Genomic DNA, 21,253 nt, shown 5'->3' with positions numbered 1-21,253 from the left:
TGTCGTCCTGGCGAAGGATGGGACGACGTTGGAGAGACGCTACAGCCCCCTGATCATCCCCGCATCGATCAGCAGCCGATTCAGCCGGCTCGCTTCCGCACCGTCCTTGCAGCCGTAGAAGATGCCCTTGCAGCGGAGCATGATCTCCTTCTGCTCGGCGAAGGATGGATCGAGCGGGATGCCGGCGGCTTCCTGGATGACCAGCGGCAGATACGGACCATCCACTGTATCCATCACGGCCTCGCTCTTCACCGGCTCGAAATTGACGGCGTCGATCGCGTAATAGGTCGCGTAGAGGCGCGGATCGTAGGCGTCAAGCTTTTTGCCGATTGCACCCTCGTCGAGCCCGGGCTCGAGGATAGAAGGCGCGAATTCCGGCTGGTGATCGCCGTAGCGCACGATCAGGAAGGGTTCGCCGGGAAATTTCTTCTTCAGGCCCACGAGGAAAGCCTTGTACTGCTCGGCGCTCATCGCCTGCCGGCGCAGATATTCGTCAATGGACGGCACATTGCCCGGTGCGCGCCAGTTCGGCAGCAGATCCGGGCGGAAGCGCGTCTCCCACGGAAAATGATTGGCGCCGAGGTAAATGAAGGTAAACAGCGGCTTGTTCGGCGTTCGCTCACCCATCAACCGGAGCGCCTTGTCGTAGAAGAAGCTATCGGGCTCGACATCCTTGGCGCCGAGATCCCTGGAGTCGAGGAAGCGCTCGATGCCGGTCGTCATCTGAAAGCTGCGCGCGGCCATGAAGCCGCCATAGGCGGGGTAGAGCGACATCGTGTCGTAGCCGCAGCGGCGCAGCGCCAGCGGCAGGCCGCGCTCGACCCGGCCTGTTGCGATGCGCGTCACGAAATAGGCGAAGCGGCCGAACGAGCGCGACGACAACCCCGCGAGCACATTGTATTCGGTGAACCAGCTCGGCCCGCCATTGCTCTCGGCCAGGAACGCGCGCTCCTTGCCGTCCCAGGATTTGAAGTGGTTGCCGTAGCCGGCCGGCACCTTGATGCCCTGCGCGGTGCGGATGTCGAAGCTCGATTCATCATGGACCATGATGATGTTCGGCCGCCGGCCAGCGGGATGGCAGGCATCGACCAGCGGCATGTTGAGCCGTTCGTTGGTCGAAGCGGCCGACTCCATGAAGCCGTATTGCGCGAAGTCAGAGACCGCGCTGACGCCGGAGCGGAAGAACTTCGAGAGATAGCCGTCATCGTAGTAGCCGCGCCAGGCCTCGTCAGGATGATAGAGCGAATAGCCGACCAGCGCGGCGAGGCAGGCGAGCTTGCAGGCGAGCGCCGGCAGCCTGCGTATGCGGAATGGGTCGAGCCACCACAGCGCATACATCAGCGGCAGCGTGACGAGGCCGGCCCCGATCACCGACCAGCGCAAATTCGGGAAGATCGTGAACAGGAACGCGACCGTGTCGCGGTCGATCATCATCAGGTCGATGAAGTTGACCGTCATCTGCACGACGTCGTGCTTCAGCCGCGACAGCAGCACCAGCACCACGACCATGGTCAGCGACAGCGCACCCGAGAGCGCCGGCCGCCGCAGCAGCGCGATCCAGAAGAAGTTGAGGATACCCCAGGCCAGCACGAAGGAGAGGCGTGCGCCGAAATCCGTCTCGGTCTCGTACATCAGGACGAGCGCGGCGAGATGCGGCGCCGCAACCGCGAGCAGCCGCCAGATGCCGAGCGCGGCGACGCTCGCCAGCACGGCGGTCGTGGCAGAAGGACCTGGATTGGGCGCGGACGCCATCGACGACACGCAACTGCTGGTCCGGCAAGGCGATTGCCGAGCCGGCTGACCGGGCCTGCGGCGTTCGGCGCAGCCGGAAGGCCTGCACCGTGTCATAAAACTGTAATTGAACGGTCACGGACAAGCAACGCGTGGCGCGATCCGACCTTCGCTTAATGTTAGCGGAAGCCCATTAATGTTAGCGGAAGCCCAGCGGTCTCCGCGCCCAATTCGTCCCGCCAGAGCAATCCCGCAGTGCAGAACCGACTTGCCGTCTAGTCGAGGCCCTCGACGCTGACCAGGCGGGCAGAACTGCAAGCGTCCCGGACCGCTTTGAGCCCCTGGTAGGTCGCGCCTGTGTAGAACGCCTCCCAGGCTGCGACGGATGGGAATTCCAGCAAAACGATCCTGCGGGGCTGCCAATCTCCCTCGTAAACCTTGTGGGCGCCCCCGCGCGCCAGATATCTGGCTCCAGCGGCCTCCAGGGCGGGCTTCACGCCCAACATGAAGCTTTGGTACTGCTGCAAATCCCTGATCTCGACGTCGAAAATCACATAAGCCGGCATCTCAAGACGCTCCCACGATCGGAAATCGAACACCTGTCTGGCAATGGTCTCACCTCGGAGGCTCAGCCCTGCGGCAGCAGCCCGAGCCGCTTGGCGATGATGCGGTCGACCACACGCTTGGGCAGCGTGGCCGTCATCAAATGCCGCATCGGGTCCGGCGTGATCTGGTAGCGAACCTTGGGCCTCTCGGCGGTGAGCGCCTCGAAAACGACCTCGGCGATCCGCTCGGCCGGCAGCCCGGTCTCGCCAAGCTTCATCATGAACGCCCTGACCTTGTTCAGCGCCGGCAGATAAGGCGAGTTCTGGTAGACCGAGAGATCGATCTGCTCGGCCTTGCTCCAGATCCGCGTCTTCACCGCGCCGGGGGCGACGATGATGACGTCGATGCCAAACAGCATCAACTCGCGGCGCAAGCTCTCCGACAGGCCTTCGATGGCGTGCTTGGAGGTGCTGTAAGGCGCCGACAAGGGATTGCCGTTCTTGCCCGCGACCGAGCTGATCATCACGATCCGGCCCTTCGGCCCCTTCAGCGACGGATCGGCGCCGAGTAGCGGCCCAAAGGCCTGCGTCGCGATGACCGGGCCAATGACATTGATCTCCATCTGCCGGCGGAAGTCGTCGACCGACAATTCGAGCACGGGACCGGCGACCGCGACGCCGGCGTTGTTGACGAGACCGGCCAGCGTCTCGCCGCCCAGCGCCTCGCGGACTTTTCGCGCAGCAGCGAGGACCGCCGCCTCGTCGGTGACATCGAACAGCAGCGGCGCGAAGTTCGTACCGAACTCGCCCGTGAGCCGATCCGCATCGGCCTGCTTGCGGACACTACCGAAAACACGATAGCCGCGCCCGACCAGAAACTTCGCAATGGCCCAGCCGATGCCGGTGGACGCGCCGGTGACGACGACGGATCGCATGATCTTTCCCCCCAAGAGCTCCCGCGATCATGCAGGGGAAAGGTGCCGGGACGCAATGCCGTCCACCGGTCAAGGAGACGCCCCAGATGTCAGTTCTTAAGGTGAAGCGAGGCGCGAACGTCGCGGCGTGAGATCGATTGCACCATGAAGATATGGATGAAGAGCCGAATCCTTGACTCTGAAGACGCTCGGCTTTTGAGGATCGGGAGCTTCCAGGAAACTCCGAAAAACAACGCGAGACCAAGAATGTGGTTTAAGCGTCAGTTCTTCGTGCTCGGGGAGCACTTTAGCTCGCGAAGAATTTGAATGAAGCAGCAATGCTTCGCGCGAGACGAAAAGAGCGAGACCGCTGGTTGCGATCTCGCTCGAATATAGTCGCGAAGATTTAAGAATTGGTTTGGCGAGCGAAGCTTGTGTTTTCGCTCGCGTGTCCAGATGCGGCGTAACCGATACGCCGCATCCGAACGACCGCGGCTTAGTTCTTGCTCTTGTCGACCAGCGCGCCCTTCTTGATCCAGGGCATCATGTCGCGCAGCTTGGCGCCGACTTCCTCGATCGGGTGCTCGGCGAGCTTGGCGCGGGTCGCCTTGAACGAGGTCTGGTTGACCTTGTTCTCGAGCATCCAGTCGCGGGCGAACTTGCCGGACTGGATGTCGTTCAGAACCCGCTTCATCTCCTTCTTGGTCTCGTCGGTGACGATGCGCGGACCGGTGACGTACTCGCCGTACTCCGCGGTGTTGGAGATCGAGTAGTTCATGTTGGCGATGCCGCCTTCATAGATCAGATCGACGATCAGCTTCACCTCGTGCAGGCACTCGAAATAGGCCATCTCCGGGGCGTAGCCGGCTTCGACCAGCGTCTCGTAACCGCCCTTGATCAGCTCGACCAGACCGCCGCAGAGCACAACCTGCTCGCCGAACAGGTCGGTCTCGCACTCTTCCTTGAAGGTGGTCTCGATGATGCCGGCACGGCCGCCGCCGACGGCGGAGGCGTAGGACAGGCCGAGGTCGTGGGCGTTGCCCGAGACGTCCTTGGCGATGGCGATCAGGCAGGGCACGCCGCCGCCACGCTGATATTCGGAACGAACGGTGTGGCCGGGGCCCTTCGGCGCGATCATCAGCACGTCGAGATCGGCGCGCGGGTCGAGCAGGTTGAAGTGGACGTTGAGACCGTGCGCGAAGACGAGCGCTGCGCCCTTCTTCATGTTGTCGTGCAGGTGCTCGCGGTAGATGTCGCCCTGGAGCTCGTCCGGGGTCAGCATCATGACGAGGTCGGCCCATTTGGCGGCCTCGGCGACTTCCATCACCTTGAAGCCGGCAGCTTCCGCCTTCTTGGCCGAGGCCGAACCCTTGCGGAGCGCGATCGCCACGTCCTTGACGCCGGAATCCTTCAGGTTCAGCGCATGGGCGTGGCCCTGGCTGCCATAGCCGACGATGACGACCTTCTTGCCCTTGATCAGGTTCAGGTCGGCGTCGCGATCGTAATAAACACGCATGGTCGTTTCCTCGTTCAGGGGCCGGAATCGGCCGTTGGTCAGGTCTTGTCAGTCAGGTCTCGGACGGTGAATTTGCGGATTTCGGGGGCTGTCTAGAGCATTTTCGGCCCCCTGGGAAACCCGTTTCTGCATGGAAAGCCGGGGCATCATGCATCCATGATCACGGGATAGAGGGACGCCAGCAGCAGGATGGCCATCAGGATGTTGAAGGCGCGGACCAGCCGCTCGGAGGTCAGCACCGGCCGCAGTGCAGTGCCGAACAGGACCCAGACCACGGTCGAGACCGCGCCGACGAGTAGGCTGACCAGGGTCTGGATCGCGATATTGATGGGGAATTGGGCAATCGCCGCGTAGGCGGTGATTGTGCCGATCACGATCACCCAGCCTTTGGCGTTGATCCACTGGAACATCGCCGCGCCCCAGAAGGTCATCGGGCCGCGGCCGGTCTCGCCCTCCGGCGTGGTCGGGCCGGACAAAGCAATCACGGCGGAAAGATAGATCAGATAGGCCGCGCCGGCATATTTCAGAATGGTCTGCAGGATCGGATAGGCCAGAAACACTGTGCCGAGCCCGAGGCCGACAGCTGAAATCATGAAGGCGAAGCCGATGACGACGCCGGCGATGTGGGGAATCGTGCGACGGAAGCCATAAGTCAGCCCGGAGGACAGCAACATGATGTTGTTCGGCCCAGGCGTGAAATACATCACGGCCATGAAGGCGAGGAAGGCATACAGCAGCGACTGGGACATGCTCACCTCACACGGCCTTCGGCTGTGGTTCTCTGGGATACCGCCTCGGGACGCTTCGCCAGCACCATCACCGCGATACCGCCGATCACGGTCAGCATGCCGGCGAGGCGCAGCGGGCCGAACCGCTCGCCGAACACGATGCTGGACGCAGCCGAGCCGACGAACGGCACCAGCAGCGCGAATGGCACCACTTGCGCGGTGGGATAGTCACGCAGCAGCCGGCCCCACAGCCAATAGGCGATGCTGGTGGAGATGCCGCCGATCAACAGCATGCAAATGAGGCCGGTGAGCGACATGTGGATCAGCGACTGCCAGGTCGGCGTCGGTCCGTTGACGACCAGCGTGAGCGCGAACAGCGGCACCGCGGTGGCAAGGCACAACCAGGCGAACAGATCGAACATCGGCACGCCGCGGGCCCCACGCAGCAGGATATTGCCGACCGCAAAGCTGACCGGCGCGATCATCAGCACGGCGAAAGCACCGACGCTGAAATCATAGCCGACCGTGCCGCAGATCATCAAAAGGCCGATTGCTGCGATGGCGATGCCCAGCGTCTGCACCGGCGTCGGCCGCTCGCCGAATGCGATGGCGGCAAAGCCGATCGTGAACAGCGCCTGGCTCTGCACGACGACGCTAGTCAGCCCCACCGGCACGCCATGGGCGATGCCATAGGCCTGGCTCAGAAACTGGCCGAGAAAGAGCGTTAAGCTGATCGCGATCAGGAGCGGCCAGGCGACCTTCGGCTTGCGAATGAACAGGCACGGGACCGCGGCAATGGTGAAGCGCATCGCCGTCATCAGCTCCGGCGAAAATTCGTCGAGCGCGATCCGGCTCGCCACGAAGGCAAGCCCCCAGATGACCGCCACCAGGATGGCGATGAGGATGTCGGCCGGCTTCATTGTCGTTCCCGGTTCTGCCCTGTCGTGCAGCCCTGTTTGTTGTTCTGGTCGAGCCTTGCTCGCCGGCCGTTACGTGGAAGAATTGGGTTTCCGCAGCAGATAAGTGCCGTGCATCGGGGCGTGGTAATCGGCCGAGACCAGCGTGAAGCCGACGTCGGTCAGCATCCGCTCCATGACCCAGCCAAAAGTGGAATACTCGTCGCGCATGTGGGTGACGACGCTTTCACGCGGGACATCGTGGTTCTTGATCTCAAAGTCGGCCCATTGATCGACGTCTCGCTCGAGCGCATCGGGCATCGAGGCGTAGACGATGTCGCGCAAATAGAACGTCGCACCGGGCTTGAGCGCGCGATAGATCCGCGACATCGCCACCGCCTTCCAGAAATCCGGCAGATGGTGCAGCGTGAACTCGCTGACGATCAGGTCATAGGATTCCGGCCGGTAGGCGAAGCTGAGCAGGCCGGCGGACTGCGTGCGTACGGGCGCCTTGCGGTCGCGCGCGTAGATCTCGGCGAGCGCCAGCATCGCGGGCGAGATGTCGATAGCGTCGACCTCGGCGCCCATCAGCGCCGCCTCGGTCGCGAGCACGCCGTTGCCGCAACCGATGTCGGCGATGCGCCAGCCGCGCTGGACGCCGAGCATTTTTAGCGCGGCGCGCGCGCGTAGATCGGCATCGTCGCGACTGTCGTAGATCGAGGCCACTGCAGGCCCGATCCCCATCCGGTTCCGCTCGTTGTAATACCAGTCGCGCGCCAACATGGTTCACATTCCTTCAGGCCCGCGACCAATCGCGGCAACACCGGTGCGCGACACTTCGACGAGGCCAAGCGGACGCATCAGGTCGATAAACTGATTGATCTTGTCTGTATTGCCTGTGATCTCGAACACAAAGCTTTCGGTGGTGGCGTCGATCACGCGGGCGCGGAACGCGTCCGCCAGCCGCAGCGCCTCGACGCGATGCTCGCCCTGCCCGCGCACCTTGACCATCGCAAGCTCGCGCTCGATCGAGCGTTTCGTCAGCGTCATGTCGACGACGCGATACACAGGTATCATGCGGTCGAGCTGATGCTTGATCTGCTCGATCACCATCGGCGTTCCCGTGGTGACGATGGTGATGCGCGAGAGATGCTTCTGGCTCTCGGTCTCCGAGACCGTAAGGCTCTCGATGTTGTAGCCGCGCCCTGAGAACAGGCCGATGACGCGCGCGAGCACGCCGGGCTCGTTCTGCACGAGCACCGAAAGCGTGTGCGTCTCGTTCGGGTCGTGGCGCTCTTCGATGAAATAGGCGGATGCGGGCTGGTTCATTGTCGTCCCCTTCATTCTCGTCGTTACGCCGTCGCCCGACGAGCGACCGGCGCATCCGTCCCGACCCAACCGCGGAACAGATCGAAATCGATATTGCCGCCGGACAGCACGAGACCGACGCGCTTGCCCGACAGACCTGCCTTTTCCTGAAGCGCCGCGGCGAGCGCGGCGGCGCCGGCGCCTTCGGCGAGATTGTGCGTGTCGGTCCAGAGCGCATGGATCGCAAGCGCGATCTCATCGTCCGTCACCTGGACGATACGCGATGCGCCCTTGAGGATGATCGCGAGCGCTTCCGGATCGGGAATCCGCGTCGCCATGCCGTCCGCGAGCGTGTTGCTGGTCTCGGTGGTCACGACGTGGCCCGCCGCGAACGACAGCGCATAGGACGGCGCCTCGGTCGACTGCACCCCGACGATCTCGGTCTTCAGGCCGAGCAGATCGCGCGCCATGATGCAGCCGCAGATCCCCGAGCCCTGCCCGATCGGCACATAGAGAATGTCGAGATCCGGCGCGGCCCAGAGCAATTCGAGCGCATAGGTCGCCACGCCCAGCACCAGGTCCGTATGGAAAGACGGCACCATGTGCAGCCCGGCGAACTGCGCGTGGCGCCCGGCTTCCTCGCGTGCGGCCTGAAAGTCCTCGCCGTGCTCAACGAGTTCGGCGCCAAACGCCTTCATCGCGCGGTTCTTCTCGACCGAATTGCCGCGCGGCACATAGATCACGGCAGGCACGCCATGGCGGCTCGCCGCAAAGGCGAGGCTCTGGCCATGATTGCCGCGCGTCGCCGAGATGATGCCCGGAATGTTCGGCCGTTCGCGCTTCAACCGATCGAGATAGACTAACCCGCCGCGCACCTTGAAGGCGCCCGTCGGCGTATGATTCTCGTGCTTGACCACGATCTGCGTGCCCAGCCGCTCGGCGAGCAGCGGCCAGGCGTGCGCCGGCGTTGCCGGCACCGCCTGCCCCACGATCGCATGCGCGCGTTCGAGCTCGTTCAGGTCGAACATCACATCACACCAGCGCCTTGCCGCCGGCGAACGCCTTTGCGGTGGCTTCGTCGTTCGCCTGCTCCGGCAACAGCATCTCGTTGTGCGCCTTGCCGGAGGGGATCATCGGGAAGCAGTTTTCCAGCGACGCGACGCGGCAGTCGAACAGCACCGGGCGCTTGACCGAGATCATCTCCTGGATGGCGCCGTCGAGATCGCCGGGCCTGTGCACCTGGATGCCGACGCCGCCATAGGCTTCCGCGAGCTTGACGAAGTCCGGCATCGCTTCCGAGTAGGAGTGCGACAGGCGGTTGCCATGGAGCAGCTGCTGCCACTGCCGCACCATGCCCATGTACTGGTTGTTCAGGATGAATATCTTGATCGGCAGCTCGTACTGCACCGCCGTCGACATCTCCTGCATCGTCATCTGCACCGAGGCATCGCCCGCGATGTCGATGACGAGGCTGTCGGGATGGGCAACCTGCACGCCGACCGCGGCCGGCAAGCCGTAGCCCATGGTGCCGAGACCGCCCGAGGTCATCCAGCGATGCGGCTCCTCGAAGCCGTAGAACTGCGCGGCCCACATCTGATGCTGGCCGACCTCGGTGGTGATGTAGGTGTCCTTGCCGCGCGTCGCCTCGAACAGGCTCTGGATCGCGTGCTGCGGCAGGATGACGTCGTTGCTCTTCCTGTAATAGAGCGAGTTGCGGGCGCGCCACTGCGCGATCTGCTGCCACCACGCCTTGATGTCGGGCTTCTTCGCCTCCGCCTTGAACACCTGGAGAATGTCGCCGAGGATGTTGCCGCAGTCGCCGATGATCGGCAAGTCGACGCGGATGTTCTTGTTGATCGAAGACGGGTCGATGTCGATGTGGATCTTCTTCGAACCCGGCGAGAACGCGTCGACGCGGCCGGTGATGCGGTCGTCGAAGCGCGCGCCGACGCACAACATGACGTCGCAATCATGCATTGTCATGTTGGCTTCGTAGGTGCCGTGCATGCCGAGCATGCCGAGCCAGCTCTTGCCCGACGCAGGATATGCGCCGAGGCCCATCAGCGTGGAGGTGATCGGAAAGCCGGTGACCTCGACCAGCTCGCGCAGCAGCCTGGTTGCCTCGGGACCGGAATTGATGACGCCGCCGCCGCTGTAGATCACGGGGCGCTTGGCGCCTGCGAGCAGCGCCACGGCCTTGCGGATCTGAGTCGCATCGCCCTTCACGCGCGGCGCGTAGGAGCGATGCACGTCGGATTTGCGCGGCGGATGATAGGTGCCGGTCGCGAACTGCACGTCCTTCGGCACGTCGACGAGCACAGGGCCCGGCCGACCCGTGGTCGCAACGTAAAATGCCTCGTGCAGCACCTTTGCGAGATCGTTGACGTCGCGCACCAGCCAGTTGTGCTTGGTGCAGGGGCGCGTGATGCCGACGGTGTCGCATTCCTGGAACGCGTCGTTGCCGATCAGATGCGTCGGCACCTGGCCGGAGATGCAGACCAACGGGATCGAGTCCATCAGCGCGTCGGTGAGCGGCGTCACCATGTTGGTGGCGCCGGGGCCGGAGGTCACCAGTGCAACGCCCGGCCTGCCGGTCGAACGCGCATAGCCCTCGGCCGCGTGGCCCGCGCCCTGCTCGTGGCGGACCAGGATGTGCTGGACCTCGCTCTGCTGGAAGATCTCGTCGTAGATCGGGAGCACCGCGCCGCCGGGGTAGCCGAAAATGTCGGTCACGCCATGATCGATGAGCGCGCGGACGATCATCGCGGCGCCGGTCATCTGGTTCGGATCGTGGCTCTTGTCGCTCATGGCTTGCTCCGGATGCGCTGTTGTCAGCGGCTTCGTTCGTGTCGGGTTTTCGGAAATAAAAAAGGCCCCGAAGAGGGCCCCATGCACACCGCCTGTCATGTGGATGGCAGCTAGCCACCCCCGGCGGTGTGCCTGGGTACGACGGCGATAAGGAGTTTGGTAATAATGTTACGCATGGCAGGTGCCCGGCTTCCCAAAGGTTGCGCGAAACATAGCGGCCAGCGCCTCGATGTCAAGGCAATGCGGCCGTTCCCGCGCGATTTTGGCAGTGTAGCGGTGTTCCCGGGGTTGGGCGAGAGGTAAATTCGGGAGCCGAGGCACAAAAGCGTGTCAGCCGGGGTCGCGGGCCGCATTCACGGCCGCGGCCAACCAGCCCCTCGTCTGCTCCGGCTTCACCCACTCGAATTCGGGCAATTGGTGCCGGAACCAGGTGAACTGCCGCTTGGCGTAGTGGCGGGTATCGGCTCGGCCGATGCTGGCCGCTTGCTCCAGGCTGAGCTGACCGCGCAGATGCCGGATCAGGGCCGGCACACCATGAGCCTTCATCGCCGGCAGCAGCGGATCGAGATTTCGGGCGGCGAGACGCTCGACCTCCTTCAGCGCGCCAGCCCCCAACATGGCGTCGAAGCGGGCGTCGATGCGCGCATAGAGCTCGTCGCGCTCGGGCGCGAGGAACACCGCGCGAAAACTGTCCTTGGGCAAGAGTGGCGGCTGGCCCTCATGATGCCAGTCCAGCAGCGAACGGCCGGTGGCTTCGACCACTTCGATCGCGCGCGCAATGCGCGTGCGATCACGCAGGTTCAATCGCGCGGCGGCTCGCGGATCGGAGGCTGCGAGTTCCGCATGCAGCGCCTCGACGCCGTTCCGCTCCAGCCGCGCTCGAACGTCCTCGCGCACCTCGGGGGGGATCGGCGGCACCACGGAGAGACCCGCCGTCAGCGCCTTGAAATAGAGCCCGGTGCCGCCGATGAAGATCGGCAGGCGGCCTTCGGCTTGCGCCTCTTCGAGCGCCTTGGCCGCCTCGCCCACCCAGGCGCCAGCCGAAAAATTCACGGCCGCATCGACATGGCCGTAGAGGCGATGAGGCACCTGCGCCTCGTCGCCAGGTGAGGGGCGCGCGGTGATGATGCGGAGGTCACGGTAGACCTGCATGGAATCGGCATTGATCACCACCCCGCCCGCAGCGAGCGCAAGCTCGAGCGCCAGCGCCGACTTGCCGCTTGCGGTCGGGCCTGCGATAAGCACCGCCTTGCCAACATGCCTTCTGCCGACTTTCCCCTCGCTCACGAAAACCTCAAATGTCCCTCGTTGCCACGCTGATCTGCAATCCGAATAATCCCGCGCTCGATTCGACCATCGTCGACGGCGCCCGCGCCGTGCTGCCTCAGGCAGCTCCCGCGCACTGGCTGTTCGACGGGGTTGCAGTCGACATCCCCTTCGGCGCCGACAGTAACCTCGAAGGCGACCGTCACGCCATCGAGCAGCGGCTCCGCGAACTTCGCGGCGACCTCCCCATCGACATCGTCGTGCAGCCAGTCGGCTTCCGGCGCAAGAAGCTTTTTCTCGCCGACATGGATTCCACCATGATCGGCCAGGAATGCATCGACGAGCTCGCCGATTTCGTCGGGGTGAAGGCCCATGTGGCAGCCATCACCGAGCGTGCGATGCGCGGCGAGGTCGAGTTCGAGCCGGCGCTACGCGAGCGCGTCGCGCTGCTCAAGGACCTCCCCGCCAGTGCCGTCGACGAGGTGCTGGCCAAGCGCATTACGCTGACGCCGGGTGGCCGCGAACTGGTCGCGACCATGCGCGCCCATGGCGCCTATGCCTGTCTCGTCTCCGGCGGCTTCACGCTGTTCACCAGTGCGGTCGCCACCAGGATCGGTTTCCAGGAGAACCGCGCCAACGAGCTCGTCGTCCGCGACGGCAAGTTCACCGGCGAGGTGAAGGAGCCGATCTTGGGGCGCGCGGCAAAGCTCGCGACTCTGGTGGATCTGATGGAATCGTTCGATCTCGACGACGTGGACTCGCTGGCGGTCGGCGACGGCGCCAATGATCTCGCGATGATCCAGGCGGCGGGCCTGGGCGTGGCGTATCACGCCAAGCCCGCAGTTGCCGCCGCTGCGGCGGCGCGCATTGATCACGGCGATCTCACTGCGCTGCTCTATGCGCAGGGGTATCGGCGCGAGGAGTTCGTGGAGGGGTAGTCTCCTCTCCACTGTCATCACCCGCGAAAGCGGGTGATCCAGTGTTCCAAAGACAGGGCGAGGATACGGAAAAGCCGCAGCGTACTGGATGCCCCGCTTTCGCGGAACATGACAGTGAATGTGTGGCGACTCGTGCGCCTACTGCACGCTCAGCGCCACGAAGCGCAGCTCGCCGTCGGCGTTCGACACCAGCAGCAGCACCGACTTCTTGCCGTCCTTCTTGAGCTGGTCGACCCGCTTCTGGATGTCGGCGCCGCTGGAGACGGCCTCCTGCGCGACTTCGACGATGACGTCGCCGGTAGAGAGGCGCTTCTCGGCGGCATCCGAATTGGCGTCGACATTGGTGACGACCACGCCCTTGACGCTGTCCTTGATCTTGTAGCGCGTACGCAGATCCTTGCTCAGCGCCGCGAGATCGAGGCCGAGCGCCTTCTGTGTCACAGTCTTTTCAGGCGCGGGCTCGTCGGTCTTCACTGCGGCCTGCACCTTGTCGGCATCCTGGAGGCGCCCGAGCGTGACCTTCTTGGTCTCCTCCTGACCCTTGCGGATGATGACGACGTCGACCTCCTTGCCGACCGCGGTGTCCGCGACCACGCGAGAGAGATCCTTGGGGTCCTTGACGTCCTTGCCATCGAACTTGACGACGACGTCGCCGGGCTCGATGCCGGCCGGTTTGGCCGGGCCCTTGTCGTCGATGCCGGCAACCAGCGCGCCGCGCGGCGGCTTTATGTTGAGGCTCTCGGCGATCTCGTCGGTGACGCTCTGGATGCGCACGCCCAGCCAGCCGCGGCGCAATTCGCCGAACTGGCGGAGCTGGTCGACGACACCTGCGACCGTCTTCGACGGTACGGCGAAGCCGATGCCGATCGAGCCGCCGGACGGCGAGATGATCAGTGTGTTGACGCCGATGACGTCGCCATCGAGGTTGAACAGCGGACCGCCGGAATTCCCGCGATTGATGGAGGCGTCGGTCTGAATGTAGCTGTCATAGGGACCTGACGAGATGTCACGGTTCTTCGCCGAGACGATACCGGCCGTCACGGTGCCGCCGAGGCTGAAAGGATTGCCGATCGCGACGACCCAGTCGCCGAGGCGCAGCTTGTCGGAATCGCCGAACTTCACCGACACCAGCGGTTTCGACGGCTTGAACTTGAGCACGGCAAGGTCGGTCTTCTTGTCGACTCCGACCAGCTCGGCCTTGATCTTGGTCCCGTCGTTGAGAATGACGTTGATCTCGTCAGCATCCGCGATGACGTGGTTGTTGGTGACGACGACGCCTGACGTGTCGATGATGAAGCCACTTCCGAGCGAGTTGGTCTTGCGCGGCGCGGGGCCGTTCTCGCCGCCCTTGCTGCCGCCGCCGGGACCCTTGCGATTCTTGAAGAAGTCGTCGAAGAACTCCTCGAAGGGCGAGCCGGGCGGCAGTTGCGGCATGGCATTGCCGCCGCCGCCTCCCTTGGCCTCGACGGTCTGCGAGGTCGAGATGTTGACGACCGCGTCGATCACCTTCTCGGCGACGTCGGCGATGCCATCCGGTCCGCGCGCATAGGCCGGTGTGCCGAATGCGCTGAAAGCGCCGACGGCGAGCGCGGCCAGCCCTAAGCGCAAACGGGTCGGGGCAATGGTGGCAGCGGTCATTGTGATCTCCAGGAAACAAGGATTCGACGTCAAGACTGCGCTCGAACGGGGGGACGGCGCAAGCGCGGACCTTAACGGGCCTCAAGACCCGGATAATAAGGCGAAAACCGGTCCCTCGCCTTCACTTTGGCGTTGGTGCGACGGCTAAATTGGACGTCGCATAACCCAGATCAGGATCAGGCCGGCCACGGCCGAACCAATGCCAACCGCCCGCAGGACATTGTCCGGCGTGGCCATCGCGCTTTTCATGGCCTTGCGCATCCAGGCCGGGCTTGCCGCGAACATCAAGCCTTCCAGCACGAACAGGATGCCCAAACCGATGAGGAAGTCGGTGAACGCAATGGACCTCATCGGATTGGAACCTCCCGTTGTGCTGTTCTTGTCTGGACGAAGGGCGGCCAGACCTGCCGCCCTTGTCTCACTTACGGCTTCGCCGGCGTCGTGGTCGCCGTCTTGCCGGACGGGTTACCAAAGAACCGGAAGAAATCCGAGTCCGGGCGCAGCAGGAAGCGGGTGTCGTTCGCGCGCAGCCCGTTCTCATAGGCCGTCATCGAGCGGTAGAAGGCGAAGAAATCCGCATCCTTGCCGTAGGCTTCGGCGAACAGACGGTTGCGCTCGGCATCGCCAACGCCGCGCGTCTGCTCGGCCAGCGACCTTGCATCCGCCTCGATCACGGTCGCCTCGCGGTCGGCCTTGGAGCGGATCTCCTGTGCCTTCTGGCCGCCCTGCGCGCGGAACTCGGCGGCTTCGCGCTCGCGTTCGGTCTTCATGCGCTGATAGACCGCCTGGCTGTTCTGCTCCGGCAGATCGGCGCGGCGGATCCGGACGTCGACGACCTGGATGCCGTAGCCGTCGGCCTCGTGGTCGAGCTGATCGCGGATGCGCTGCATCAGCTTCTCGCGGTCGTCGCGGACCACGTTGATGAAGGTCACCTCGCCGAGCACCCGGCGCAGCGCCGCGTTCAACAGCGTGGTGAGCTGGATGTTGGCGGCCTGGATCGAGCCGATGCTCTGATAGAAGCGCAGCGCGTCCTTGATGCGGTAACGCGCGAAGGCGTCGACCACGAGCCGCTTCTGGTCGGACGCGATCGCTTCCTGCGACGGGTTCTCCAGATCGAGGATGCGCTTGTCGATGTTGATCACCGAATTCCACGGCGCCTTGAAGTGCAGGCCGGGAGCGGTGACGACGTCGACGGGCTTGCCGAACTGCAGCACGATGGTCTGCTCGGTCTGCGCCACCGTGAACAGGGACATGTAGCCCACGATCACGACGAGCAGGAGGCCGAGCAGCGTGACGATGCCTGTAACCGGAGATCTCATCGGTTGCCTCCGGTCGTCTGCTGGCCGGTTGCGGGCGGCCGCTTGGCCGTCAGCTCGCTGAGCGGCAGATAAGGCACGACGCCCTGGCCCGACTGGCCGCCGTCATAGATCAGCTTTTCCGAGCCGCCGAGCACGCGCTCCATCGTCTCCAGATAAATCCGTTCACGCGTCACGTCGGGCGCCTTCTTGTATTCCTCGTAAACCTTCAGGAAGCGCGAGCTCTGGCCCTTGGCCTCGGCGACCGTCTGCTCCCTGTAGCCTTCGGCGGCCTGCATGATTTGCGCCGCACGTCCGCGTGCCTGCGGCACGACCTGGTTGGCATAGGTCTGCGCCTCGTTCTGCAGCTGCTCGAGATTGGCGCGCGCCGCCTGGACGTCGCGGAAGGCGTCGATCACCTGCGCCGGAGGGTCGACCTTCTGCATCTGCACCTGGCTGATCTGAATGCCGGCGCCGTAGCTGTCCAGGGTCTTCTGGATCAGTTCCTGCACGCCTTGTTCGGTGACGTTGCGCGCGCCGGTCAGGATCGGCTGGATCTGCGAGCGGCCGATCACCTCGCGCATCGCGCTCTCGGCGACCGCCTTCACGGTGCCTTCGGGATTCTGGATGTTGAAGAGGAAATCGCCGACACCATTGGGCTTGATGCGCCAGAGTACGGTGAAGTCGACGTCGACGATGTTCTCGTCGCCGGTCAGCATCAGGCTCTCTTCGGGCACGTCACGAATGGAACGGCCGCGCCGCGCCGGATCGTCGATCAGCGTCATGCCGATGGAGATGGTGGAAACGCGCAACGCCTTTGGCAGCAGCACTGTCTCGATCGGATAGGGCAGATGATAGTTCAGGCCGGGCTCGACGGTGCGGACATGCTTGCCGAAGCGCAGCACGACGCCGAGCTCTTCGGACTGCACCCGGAAGAAGCCCGACAGCAGCCAGAACGCGACGATGAGCAGCACGATCAGCGTGATACCGATGCCGGAGAAATACCCGCCCGGCATGATCTGCTGGAGGCGATCCTGGCCGCGCCGCAGAAGGTCTTCCAGATCCGGCGGCCTTGGCCCGACCGGCTGCGGGCCGTTGCCCCATGGCCCCTTCGGACCCGAGCCCCATGGGCCACCGCCCTGATTCTTCCACGGCATTCGACGCTCTCCTCGGCAGGGTGAAATTGCCCCCGCCCGCTTTATCCGGTCCGGCTTTATAGGGGACAGGCAGGTCCCTTACAACGCAGCCCTCGCCGCCCTCCGAGCTAAGCTTGGGAGCAGAAAAGTCAATGTTAACATTGGCAAATGCGGTTAATGGCCCGCCCGCCGACGATATGTCACATAGGAGTAGTCGGCGCTGTCCTGGGGTCCGGCAGGATGACGGATGCGCTCAACCTCATCCCACTCTGCCCTGTCGATGTCGAAATGCGTGTCGCCTTCGGGCCGCGCATGCACTTCGGTGAGCTCGAGGCGATCGGCGCGATCGAGCCATTGCCGATAAATTTCGGCGCCACCAATCACGGTGATCTCGGCGACCGAACGCCGCAGGGCATCGCCGCGCGCGACGGCGTCTGCGTCGACAGTCGATGTCGTGACGATGGCGCCAGCGGCGCGATAATCCGCATCGCGCGTGACGACGATATTGGTGCGGCCCGGAAGTGGCCGGGGCAGGGATTCGAAGGTCTTGCGGCCCATGATCACGGGCTTGCCGATCGTGAGCGCCTTGAAGCGCGCCATGTCGGATTTCATTCGCCACGGCATCGCGTTGCCGGCGCCGATGACGCCGTTCTCCGCGATCGCGACGACGAAGACGATCTCCATCAGGTCGCGCTCCCGGCAAGCCGTGTCAGCGCGGGCCCGGTGACGCGGCACAGCGTCCAGTCCTCCAGCATGATGGCCCCGAGCGACTTGTAGAACGCGATCGACGGCGCGTTCCAGTCGAGCACCGCCCATTGCAGCCGCGACCAGCCGTTCTCGACGCATTCCCTGGCGAGGTGCACGAGCAGTGCCTTGCCGAGGCCCCTGCCCCGATGCGACGTCCGCACATACAAATCTTCGAGATAGATGCCGTGGCGGCCGCTGAATGTCGAGAAATTCGCAAACCACACCGCGAAGCCGACTGGCTCGCCGTTCCACTCAGCGAGGGCGCAATGGAGTTGCGGTCTCTCGCCGAACAGTGCGTCGGCGATGTCAGCCTCGGTCGCCTCGACCTCGTGCGAAAGCTTTTCGTACTCGGCGAGTTCGCGGATGAAAGCGAGAACCAGCCCGGCCTCTCCCGGACGCACACGGCGAATGTTGAGCGACATCGGCTTCAGACCGCGACCGCGGCCTTGATGTGCGGATGCGGATCGTAGCCGACGAGCTCAAAGTCCTCGTAACGGAAGGAGAAGATATCCTTCACATCGGGGTTGATCCGCATCACCGGCAGCGCGCGCGGCGCGCGCGTGAGTTGGAGCTTCGCCTGCTCCAGATGATTGGAATAGAGATGAGTGTCACCGAACGAATGCACGAAGTCGCCGGGCTTCAGGCCCGTGACCTGCGCTACCATCATGGTGAGCAGCGCATAAGAGGCGATGTTGAAGGGCACGCCGAGGAACACGTCGGCCGAACGCTGATAGAGCTGGCACGACAGCTTGCCGTTAGCGACGTAGAACTGGAACAGGCAGTGGCACGGCGGCAGCGCCATCTTGTCGACCTCGGCCGGATTCCAGGCCGAGACGATCAGGCGGCGCGAGTCCGGATTGCGCTTGATCATGTCGATCACGTTCGCGATCTGATCGATGCTGCGTCCGTCCGGCGCGGGCCAGGAGCGCCACTGATGGCCGTAGACGGGGCCGAGATCACCATTGGCGTCGGCCCACTCGTCCCAGATGGTGACGCCGTTGTCGCGCAGATATTTGATGTTGGTATCGCCCTTCAGGAACCACAACAGCTCATGCACGATCGCCTTCAGCGGCAGGCGCTTGGTGGTCAGCATCGGAAAACCGGCGGACAGGTTGAATCGCATCTGATGGCCGAACACCGACAGCGTGCCGGTACCGGTGCGGTCGGTCTTTTCCGCGCCGTCTGAAAGAATCCGCTCGAGCAGGTCCTGATACTGGTGCATGTGCGTGAGCCTTTGGGGAGGCGGCGAATTTAGCGGCCGCCCCCACGCTGCGACAGCGGCGATTCGCCATCCATACGCATTATACCCGGAAAAGTGAGCGTTCCCGGTGCAAACGACAAGGGGCGGAACTCAGCGTCCCGCCCCTCGTCTATCAGATTGATCCGGCTGGCCAACTTGCCAACTTGGGTTCGAGCCACGGCGCGCCCGACGCAGGCGCTGCGACCCTAGTTTTCGGATTCGGTGAACACCTCGTCGCGCTTGGCACGCAACGCGGGCAGCACCGTGAGCACCAGGAGGAAGGCCGCAATCGCGAGCAGCACGGCCGACAGCGGACGCGTCAGGAACACGCTCCAGTCGCCGCGCGAGATCAGCAGCGCGCGGCGAAGATTCTCTTCCATCAGCGGTCCGAGCACCATTCCGAGGAGCAGCGGCGCCGGCTCGAAATCGTGCTTGATCAGCCAGTAGCCGACCAGACCGAACACGCCTGCCAGGATGACGTCGACCGGCGCGTTGTTCACCGAGTAGATGCCGATCGCGCAGAAGATCACGATCGAGGGGAACATCAGCCGGTAGGGGACGCGCAACAGTCGCACCCAGATTCCGACCAGCGGCAGGTTGATGATGATCAGCATCAGATTGCCGATCCACATCGAGGCGATCATGCCCCAGACCAGCTCCGGCTGCTTCTGCATCACTTGCGGACCCGGCACGATGCCGTGGATGGTCATCGCACCCACCATCAGCGCCATCACGGCGTTGGGCGGAATGCCGAGTGTCAGCAACGGGATGAAGGAGGTCTGCGCCGCGGCATTGTTGGCGCTTTCCGGCGCCGCAACGCCCTCGATCGCACCGCGGCCGAACCGCGACGGGTTCTTGGCGATCTTCTTCTCGAGCGTGTAGGACGCAAAGGACGCGATGACAGCGCCACCACCCGGCAGAATGCCGAGGATCGAGCCGAGCACGGTGCCGCGCAGGATCGCGGGCGTCGAGTCGATCAGGTCCTTCCTGGTCGGCATCAGGCCGGTGATCTTCTGCTGCACCAAGTCGCGGTTCATCTCGGCGCCGGCGTCGAGGTTGCGGATGATCTCGGCGAAGCCGAACACGCCCATCGCCACCGTCGCAAAGCCGAGACCGTCGGCAAGCTCCGGAATGTTGAACGCCATGCGCGAGGCGCCGGTCTCGATGTCGGAGCCGACCATCGACAGCATCAGGCCGAACACGATCATCGCGATCGCCTTCAGCACCGAGCCCTTGGCCAGCACCACCGCGAAGATCAGGCCGAGCACCATCAGCGAGAAATATTCGGCCGGGCCGAACGCCAGCGCGAGCTTTGTCAGCGGCGCACCGAGCACGGCGATGAGCACGGTCGCGACGCAGCCGGCGAAGAACGAGCCGATCGCCGCGATCGCCAGCGCCGGGCCGGCACGGCCCTGCTTTGCCATCTGGTGGCCGTCGATGGCGGTGACGACCGACGTCGCCTCACCGGGAATGTTGACCAGGATCGAAGTGGTGGAGCCGCCGTACTGGGCACCGTAATAAATGCCGGCGAGCATGATCAGGGCGCCGACCGGCGGCAATCCGAACGTGATCGGCAGGAGCATCGCCACGGTCGCGACGGTACCGATACCGGGCAGCACGCCGACCAGCGTGCCGACCAATGCGCCAATCAGGCACATGAGAATATTGATCGAGATCGGGAGCGACAGACCGTAGAGCCACCAGGGTGACCACCAGGATATCTGAAACACCACACCGAAACCGAGGCCCAGATTGTGGAAGAGATCGAACATCACACCCTCACTGAACCAGGAAGCGCGGGAACATCGGCATCGGCAGCCCGAGCACGTAGGGGAAGAGCAGCGCGCAGCCGAGCGTCAGGCAGGCGCCGACGATGATCGCTTCGACCCAGCGCGTCTCATGCGTGCCCATCGCCGCGATCAGGAAGCTCGTGAATGCCGTAACCACCACCCCAAGGGGACGAATCGCCAGTGCGAAGAACACGATCGAGACCATCACGAAGAGCGGCCCGCGCCAGGCATAGTGCGCCATGCCCGGCCCGTCGGTCAGCAGTCCCGTCAACGCGATGCCGGCGCCCAGTGCGACGAGCAGCCCACCAAACATCCGCGGCGCCGTGCCGGCACCAAAGGAGAAGCCGCGCATCCCCTGCAAATCGCTGGAGGCCCACAGTGCGAACAAGGCGAGCGCCATCAGCACGATCCCGCCGACATAGTCCTGCGCCGACCTGATCGTCATGAAGAATGTGAGAATCGCCACCGCAAAGATCGGATAGGAATAGATCAGCGCCAGCAGCACATCGGATGACGCCTTCTTCGTGTCACCGCCTGCCGCCCCGAGCAACGCGCCGGGCGCGCCCGCGAGCAGCGCCGTAGCGTGGCTGATCACCACGGCGGCCGGGCCGCGTCCCGCGCCCCAGCCAAAGATCGTCCCGAACGACCAGATGAACTCGAAAATCTGCGGCGCTATGGCCAGCAGACAAAAGCTGATCACCACCGAGGTGTTTCGGTTGGCTGTCGCCGAGTGGCCCATCGTATCGGCCATGCATGT

Annotated in this window: 21 protein-coding genes; 1 reads left to right on the top strand and 20 read right to left on the bottom strand. The window is 64.1% G+C overall.

Annotated features, from left to right (window positions below; translation table 11 throughout):
* Positions 1–39 precede the first annotated feature (39 nt).
* The 11 genes from AC0L3S_RS11270 to miaA all read right to left on the bottom strand — a co-directional run bounded on the left by AC0L3S_RS11270 (position 40) and on the right by miaA (position 11,733).
* The gene (locus AC0L3S_RS11270) at positions 40–1,752 is read right to left on the bottom strand and encodes a sulfatase-like hydrolase/transferase (protein ID WP_473279094.1); all 1,713 of its coding nucleotides are present in this window, start codon (positions 1,750–1,752) and stop codon (positions 40–42) included.
* A gap of 254 nt (positions 1,753–2,006) precedes the next feature.
* Positions 2,007–2,297 carry a DUF1330 domain-containing protein gene (locus tag AC0L3S_RS11265; RefSeq protein WP_018454346.1) on the bottom strand — a complete coding sequence of 97 codons (291 nt, stop codon included), beginning with the start codon at positions 2,295–2,297 and terminating at the stop codon, positions 2,007–2,009.
* 62 nt (positions 2,298–2,359) lie between these two features.
* The gene (locus AC0L3S_RS11260; RefSeq protein WP_473279092.1) at positions 2,360–3,211 is read right to left on the bottom strand and encodes an SDR family oxidoreductase; all 852 of its coding nucleotides are present in this window, start codon (positions 3,209–3,211) and stop codon (positions 2,360–2,362) included.
* A gap of 475 nt (positions 3,212–3,686) precedes the next feature.
* Positions 3,687–4,706, bottom strand: coding sequence for a ketol-acid reductoisomerase (gene ilvC, locus AC0L3S_RS11255; RefSeq protein ID WP_007600992.1), 1,020 nt, complete (start codon positions 4,704–4,706; stop codon positions 3,687–3,689).
* 146 nt (positions 4,707–4,852) lie between these two features.
* Positions 4,853–5,455, bottom strand: a complete 603-nt coding sequence (locus tag AC0L3S_RS11250) for a LysE family translocator (protein ID WP_473260531.1) — start codon at positions 5,453–5,455, stop codon at positions 4,853–4,855.
* Positions 5,456–5,457: 2 nt separating this feature from the next.
* Positions 5,458–6,354: an EamA family transporter gene (locus tag AC0L3S_RS11245; RefSeq protein ID WP_473279090.1), complete on the bottom strand. Its 897-nt coding sequence runs from the start codon at positions 6,352–6,354 to the stop codon at positions 5,458–5,460.
* Positions 6,355–6,423: 69 nt separating this feature from the next.
* On the bottom strand, positions 6,424–7,113 hold the full coding sequence (locus AC0L3S_RS11240) for a class I SAM-dependent methyltransferase (RefSeq protein WP_473279089.1): 690 nt from the start codon (positions 7,111–7,113) through the stop codon (positions 6,424–6,426).
* A gap of 3 nt (positions 7,114–7,116) precedes the next feature.
* Entirely contained in the window at positions 7,117–7,659 is a 543-nt protein-coding gene (ilvN, locus tag AC0L3S_RS11235) for an acetolactate synthase small subunit (protein WP_007613340.1), read from the bottom strand.
* Positions 7,660–7,682: 23 nt separating this feature from the next.
* Positions 7,683–8,666 carry a threonine dehydratase gene (locus AC0L3S_RS11230; protein WP_473279087.1) on the bottom strand — a complete coding sequence of 328 codons (984 nt, stop codon included), beginning with the start codon at positions 8,664–8,666 and terminating at the stop codon, positions 7,683–7,685.
* 4 nt (positions 8,667–8,670) lie between these two features.
* Positions 8,671–10,446, bottom strand: a complete 1,776-nt coding sequence (locus AC0L3S_RS11225; protein ID WP_473279085.1) for an acetolactate synthase 3 large subunit — start codon at positions 10,444–10,446, stop codon at positions 8,671–8,673.
* Positions 10,447–10,776: 330 nt separating this feature from the next.
* Positions 10,777–11,733 carry a tRNA (adenosine(37)-N6)-dimethylallyltransferase MiaA gene (gene miaA, locus AC0L3S_RS11220; protein ID WP_473279084.1) on the bottom strand — a complete coding sequence of 319 codons (957 nt, stop codon included), beginning with the start codon at positions 11,731–11,733 and terminating at the stop codon, positions 10,777–10,779.
* Between the two features lie 11 nt (positions 11,734–11,744).
* Here miaA and serB point away from each other — a divergent pair, with 11 nt between their 5' ends.
* Positions 11,745–12,650 (top strand): phosphoserine phosphatase SerB, encoded by a 906-nt coding sequence (gene serB / locus AC0L3S_RS11215; protein ID WP_473279082.1) that lies wholly within the window; start codon positions 11,745–11,747, stop codon positions 12,648–12,650.
* A gap of 138 nt (positions 12,651–12,788) precedes the next feature.
* Here the strand turns inward: serB and AC0L3S_RS11210 are convergent, their stop codons facing one another.
* From AC0L3S_RS11210 to AC0L3S_RS11170, 9 genes are all read right to left on the bottom strand, one after another.
* Positions 12,789–14,288 carry a Do family serine endopeptidase gene (locus AC0L3S_RS11210; protein ID WP_473279081.1) on the bottom strand — a complete coding sequence of 500 codons (1,500 nt, stop codon included), beginning with the start codon at positions 14,286–14,288 and terminating at the stop codon, positions 12,789–12,791.
* 144 nt (positions 14,289–14,432) lie between these two features.
* Positions 14,433–14,639: a DUF2065 domain-containing protein gene (locus AC0L3S_RS11205; protein WP_007613351.1), complete on the bottom strand. Its 207-nt coding sequence runs from the start codon at positions 14,637–14,639 to the stop codon at positions 14,433–14,435.
* Between the two features lie 71 nt (positions 14,640–14,710).
* Positions 14,711–15,607, bottom strand: coding sequence for a protease modulator HflC (hflC, locus tag AC0L3S_RS11200; protein WP_473260545.1), 897 nt, complete (start codon positions 15,605–15,607; stop codon positions 14,711–14,713).
* Positions 15,604–16,740, bottom strand: a complete 1,137-nt coding sequence (gene hflK, locus AC0L3S_RS11195; RefSeq protein ID WP_007600977.1) for an FtsH protease activity modulator HflK — start codon at positions 16,738–16,740, stop codon at positions 15,604–15,606. Before hflK ends, hflC begins: the two co-directional genes overlap by 4 nt.
* Before the next feature lie 153 nt (positions 16,741–16,893).
* The gene (locus AC0L3S_RS11190; RefSeq protein ID WP_473260549.1) at positions 16,894–17,403 is read right to left on the bottom strand and encodes a dihydrofolate reductase; all 510 of its coding nucleotides are present in this window, start codon (positions 17,401–17,403) and stop codon (positions 16,894–16,896) included.
* Positions 17,403–17,888, bottom strand: coding sequence for a GNAT family N-acetyltransferase (locus AC0L3S_RS11185; protein ID WP_473260551.1), 486 nt, complete (start codon positions 17,886–17,888; stop codon positions 17,403–17,405). The genes AC0L3S_RS11190 and AC0L3S_RS11185 overlap by 1 nt, the downstream gene beginning before the upstream one ends.
* 5 nt (positions 17,889–17,893) lie before the next feature.
* A complete protein-coding gene (locus tag AC0L3S_RS11180; protein ID WP_007613362.1) occupies positions 17,894–18,688 on the bottom strand; it encodes a thymidylate synthase in 795 nt (264 codons plus the stop codon).
* A 224-nt stretch (positions 18,689–18,912) separates the two neighbouring features.
* Positions 18,913–20,478 carry a tripartite tricarboxylate transporter permease gene (locus AC0L3S_RS11175; protein WP_275173492.1) on the bottom strand — a complete coding sequence of 522 codons (1,566 nt, stop codon included), beginning with the start codon at positions 20,476–20,478 and terminating at the stop codon, positions 18,913–18,915.
* Positions 20,479–20,485: 7 nt separating this feature from the next.
* Positions 20,486–21,247 carry a tripartite tricarboxylate transporter TctB family protein gene (locus AC0L3S_RS11170; RefSeq protein WP_473279079.1) on the bottom strand — a complete coding sequence of 254 codons (762 nt, stop codon included), beginning with the start codon at positions 21,245–21,247 and terminating at the stop codon, positions 20,486–20,488.
* Positions 21,248–21,253: the final 6 nt, after the last annotated feature.

The sequence above is a fragment of the Bradyrhizobium sp. Ken01 genome, assembly GCF_055807355.1.
This window is presented reverse-complemented; position numbering and strand designations above follow the sequence as displayed.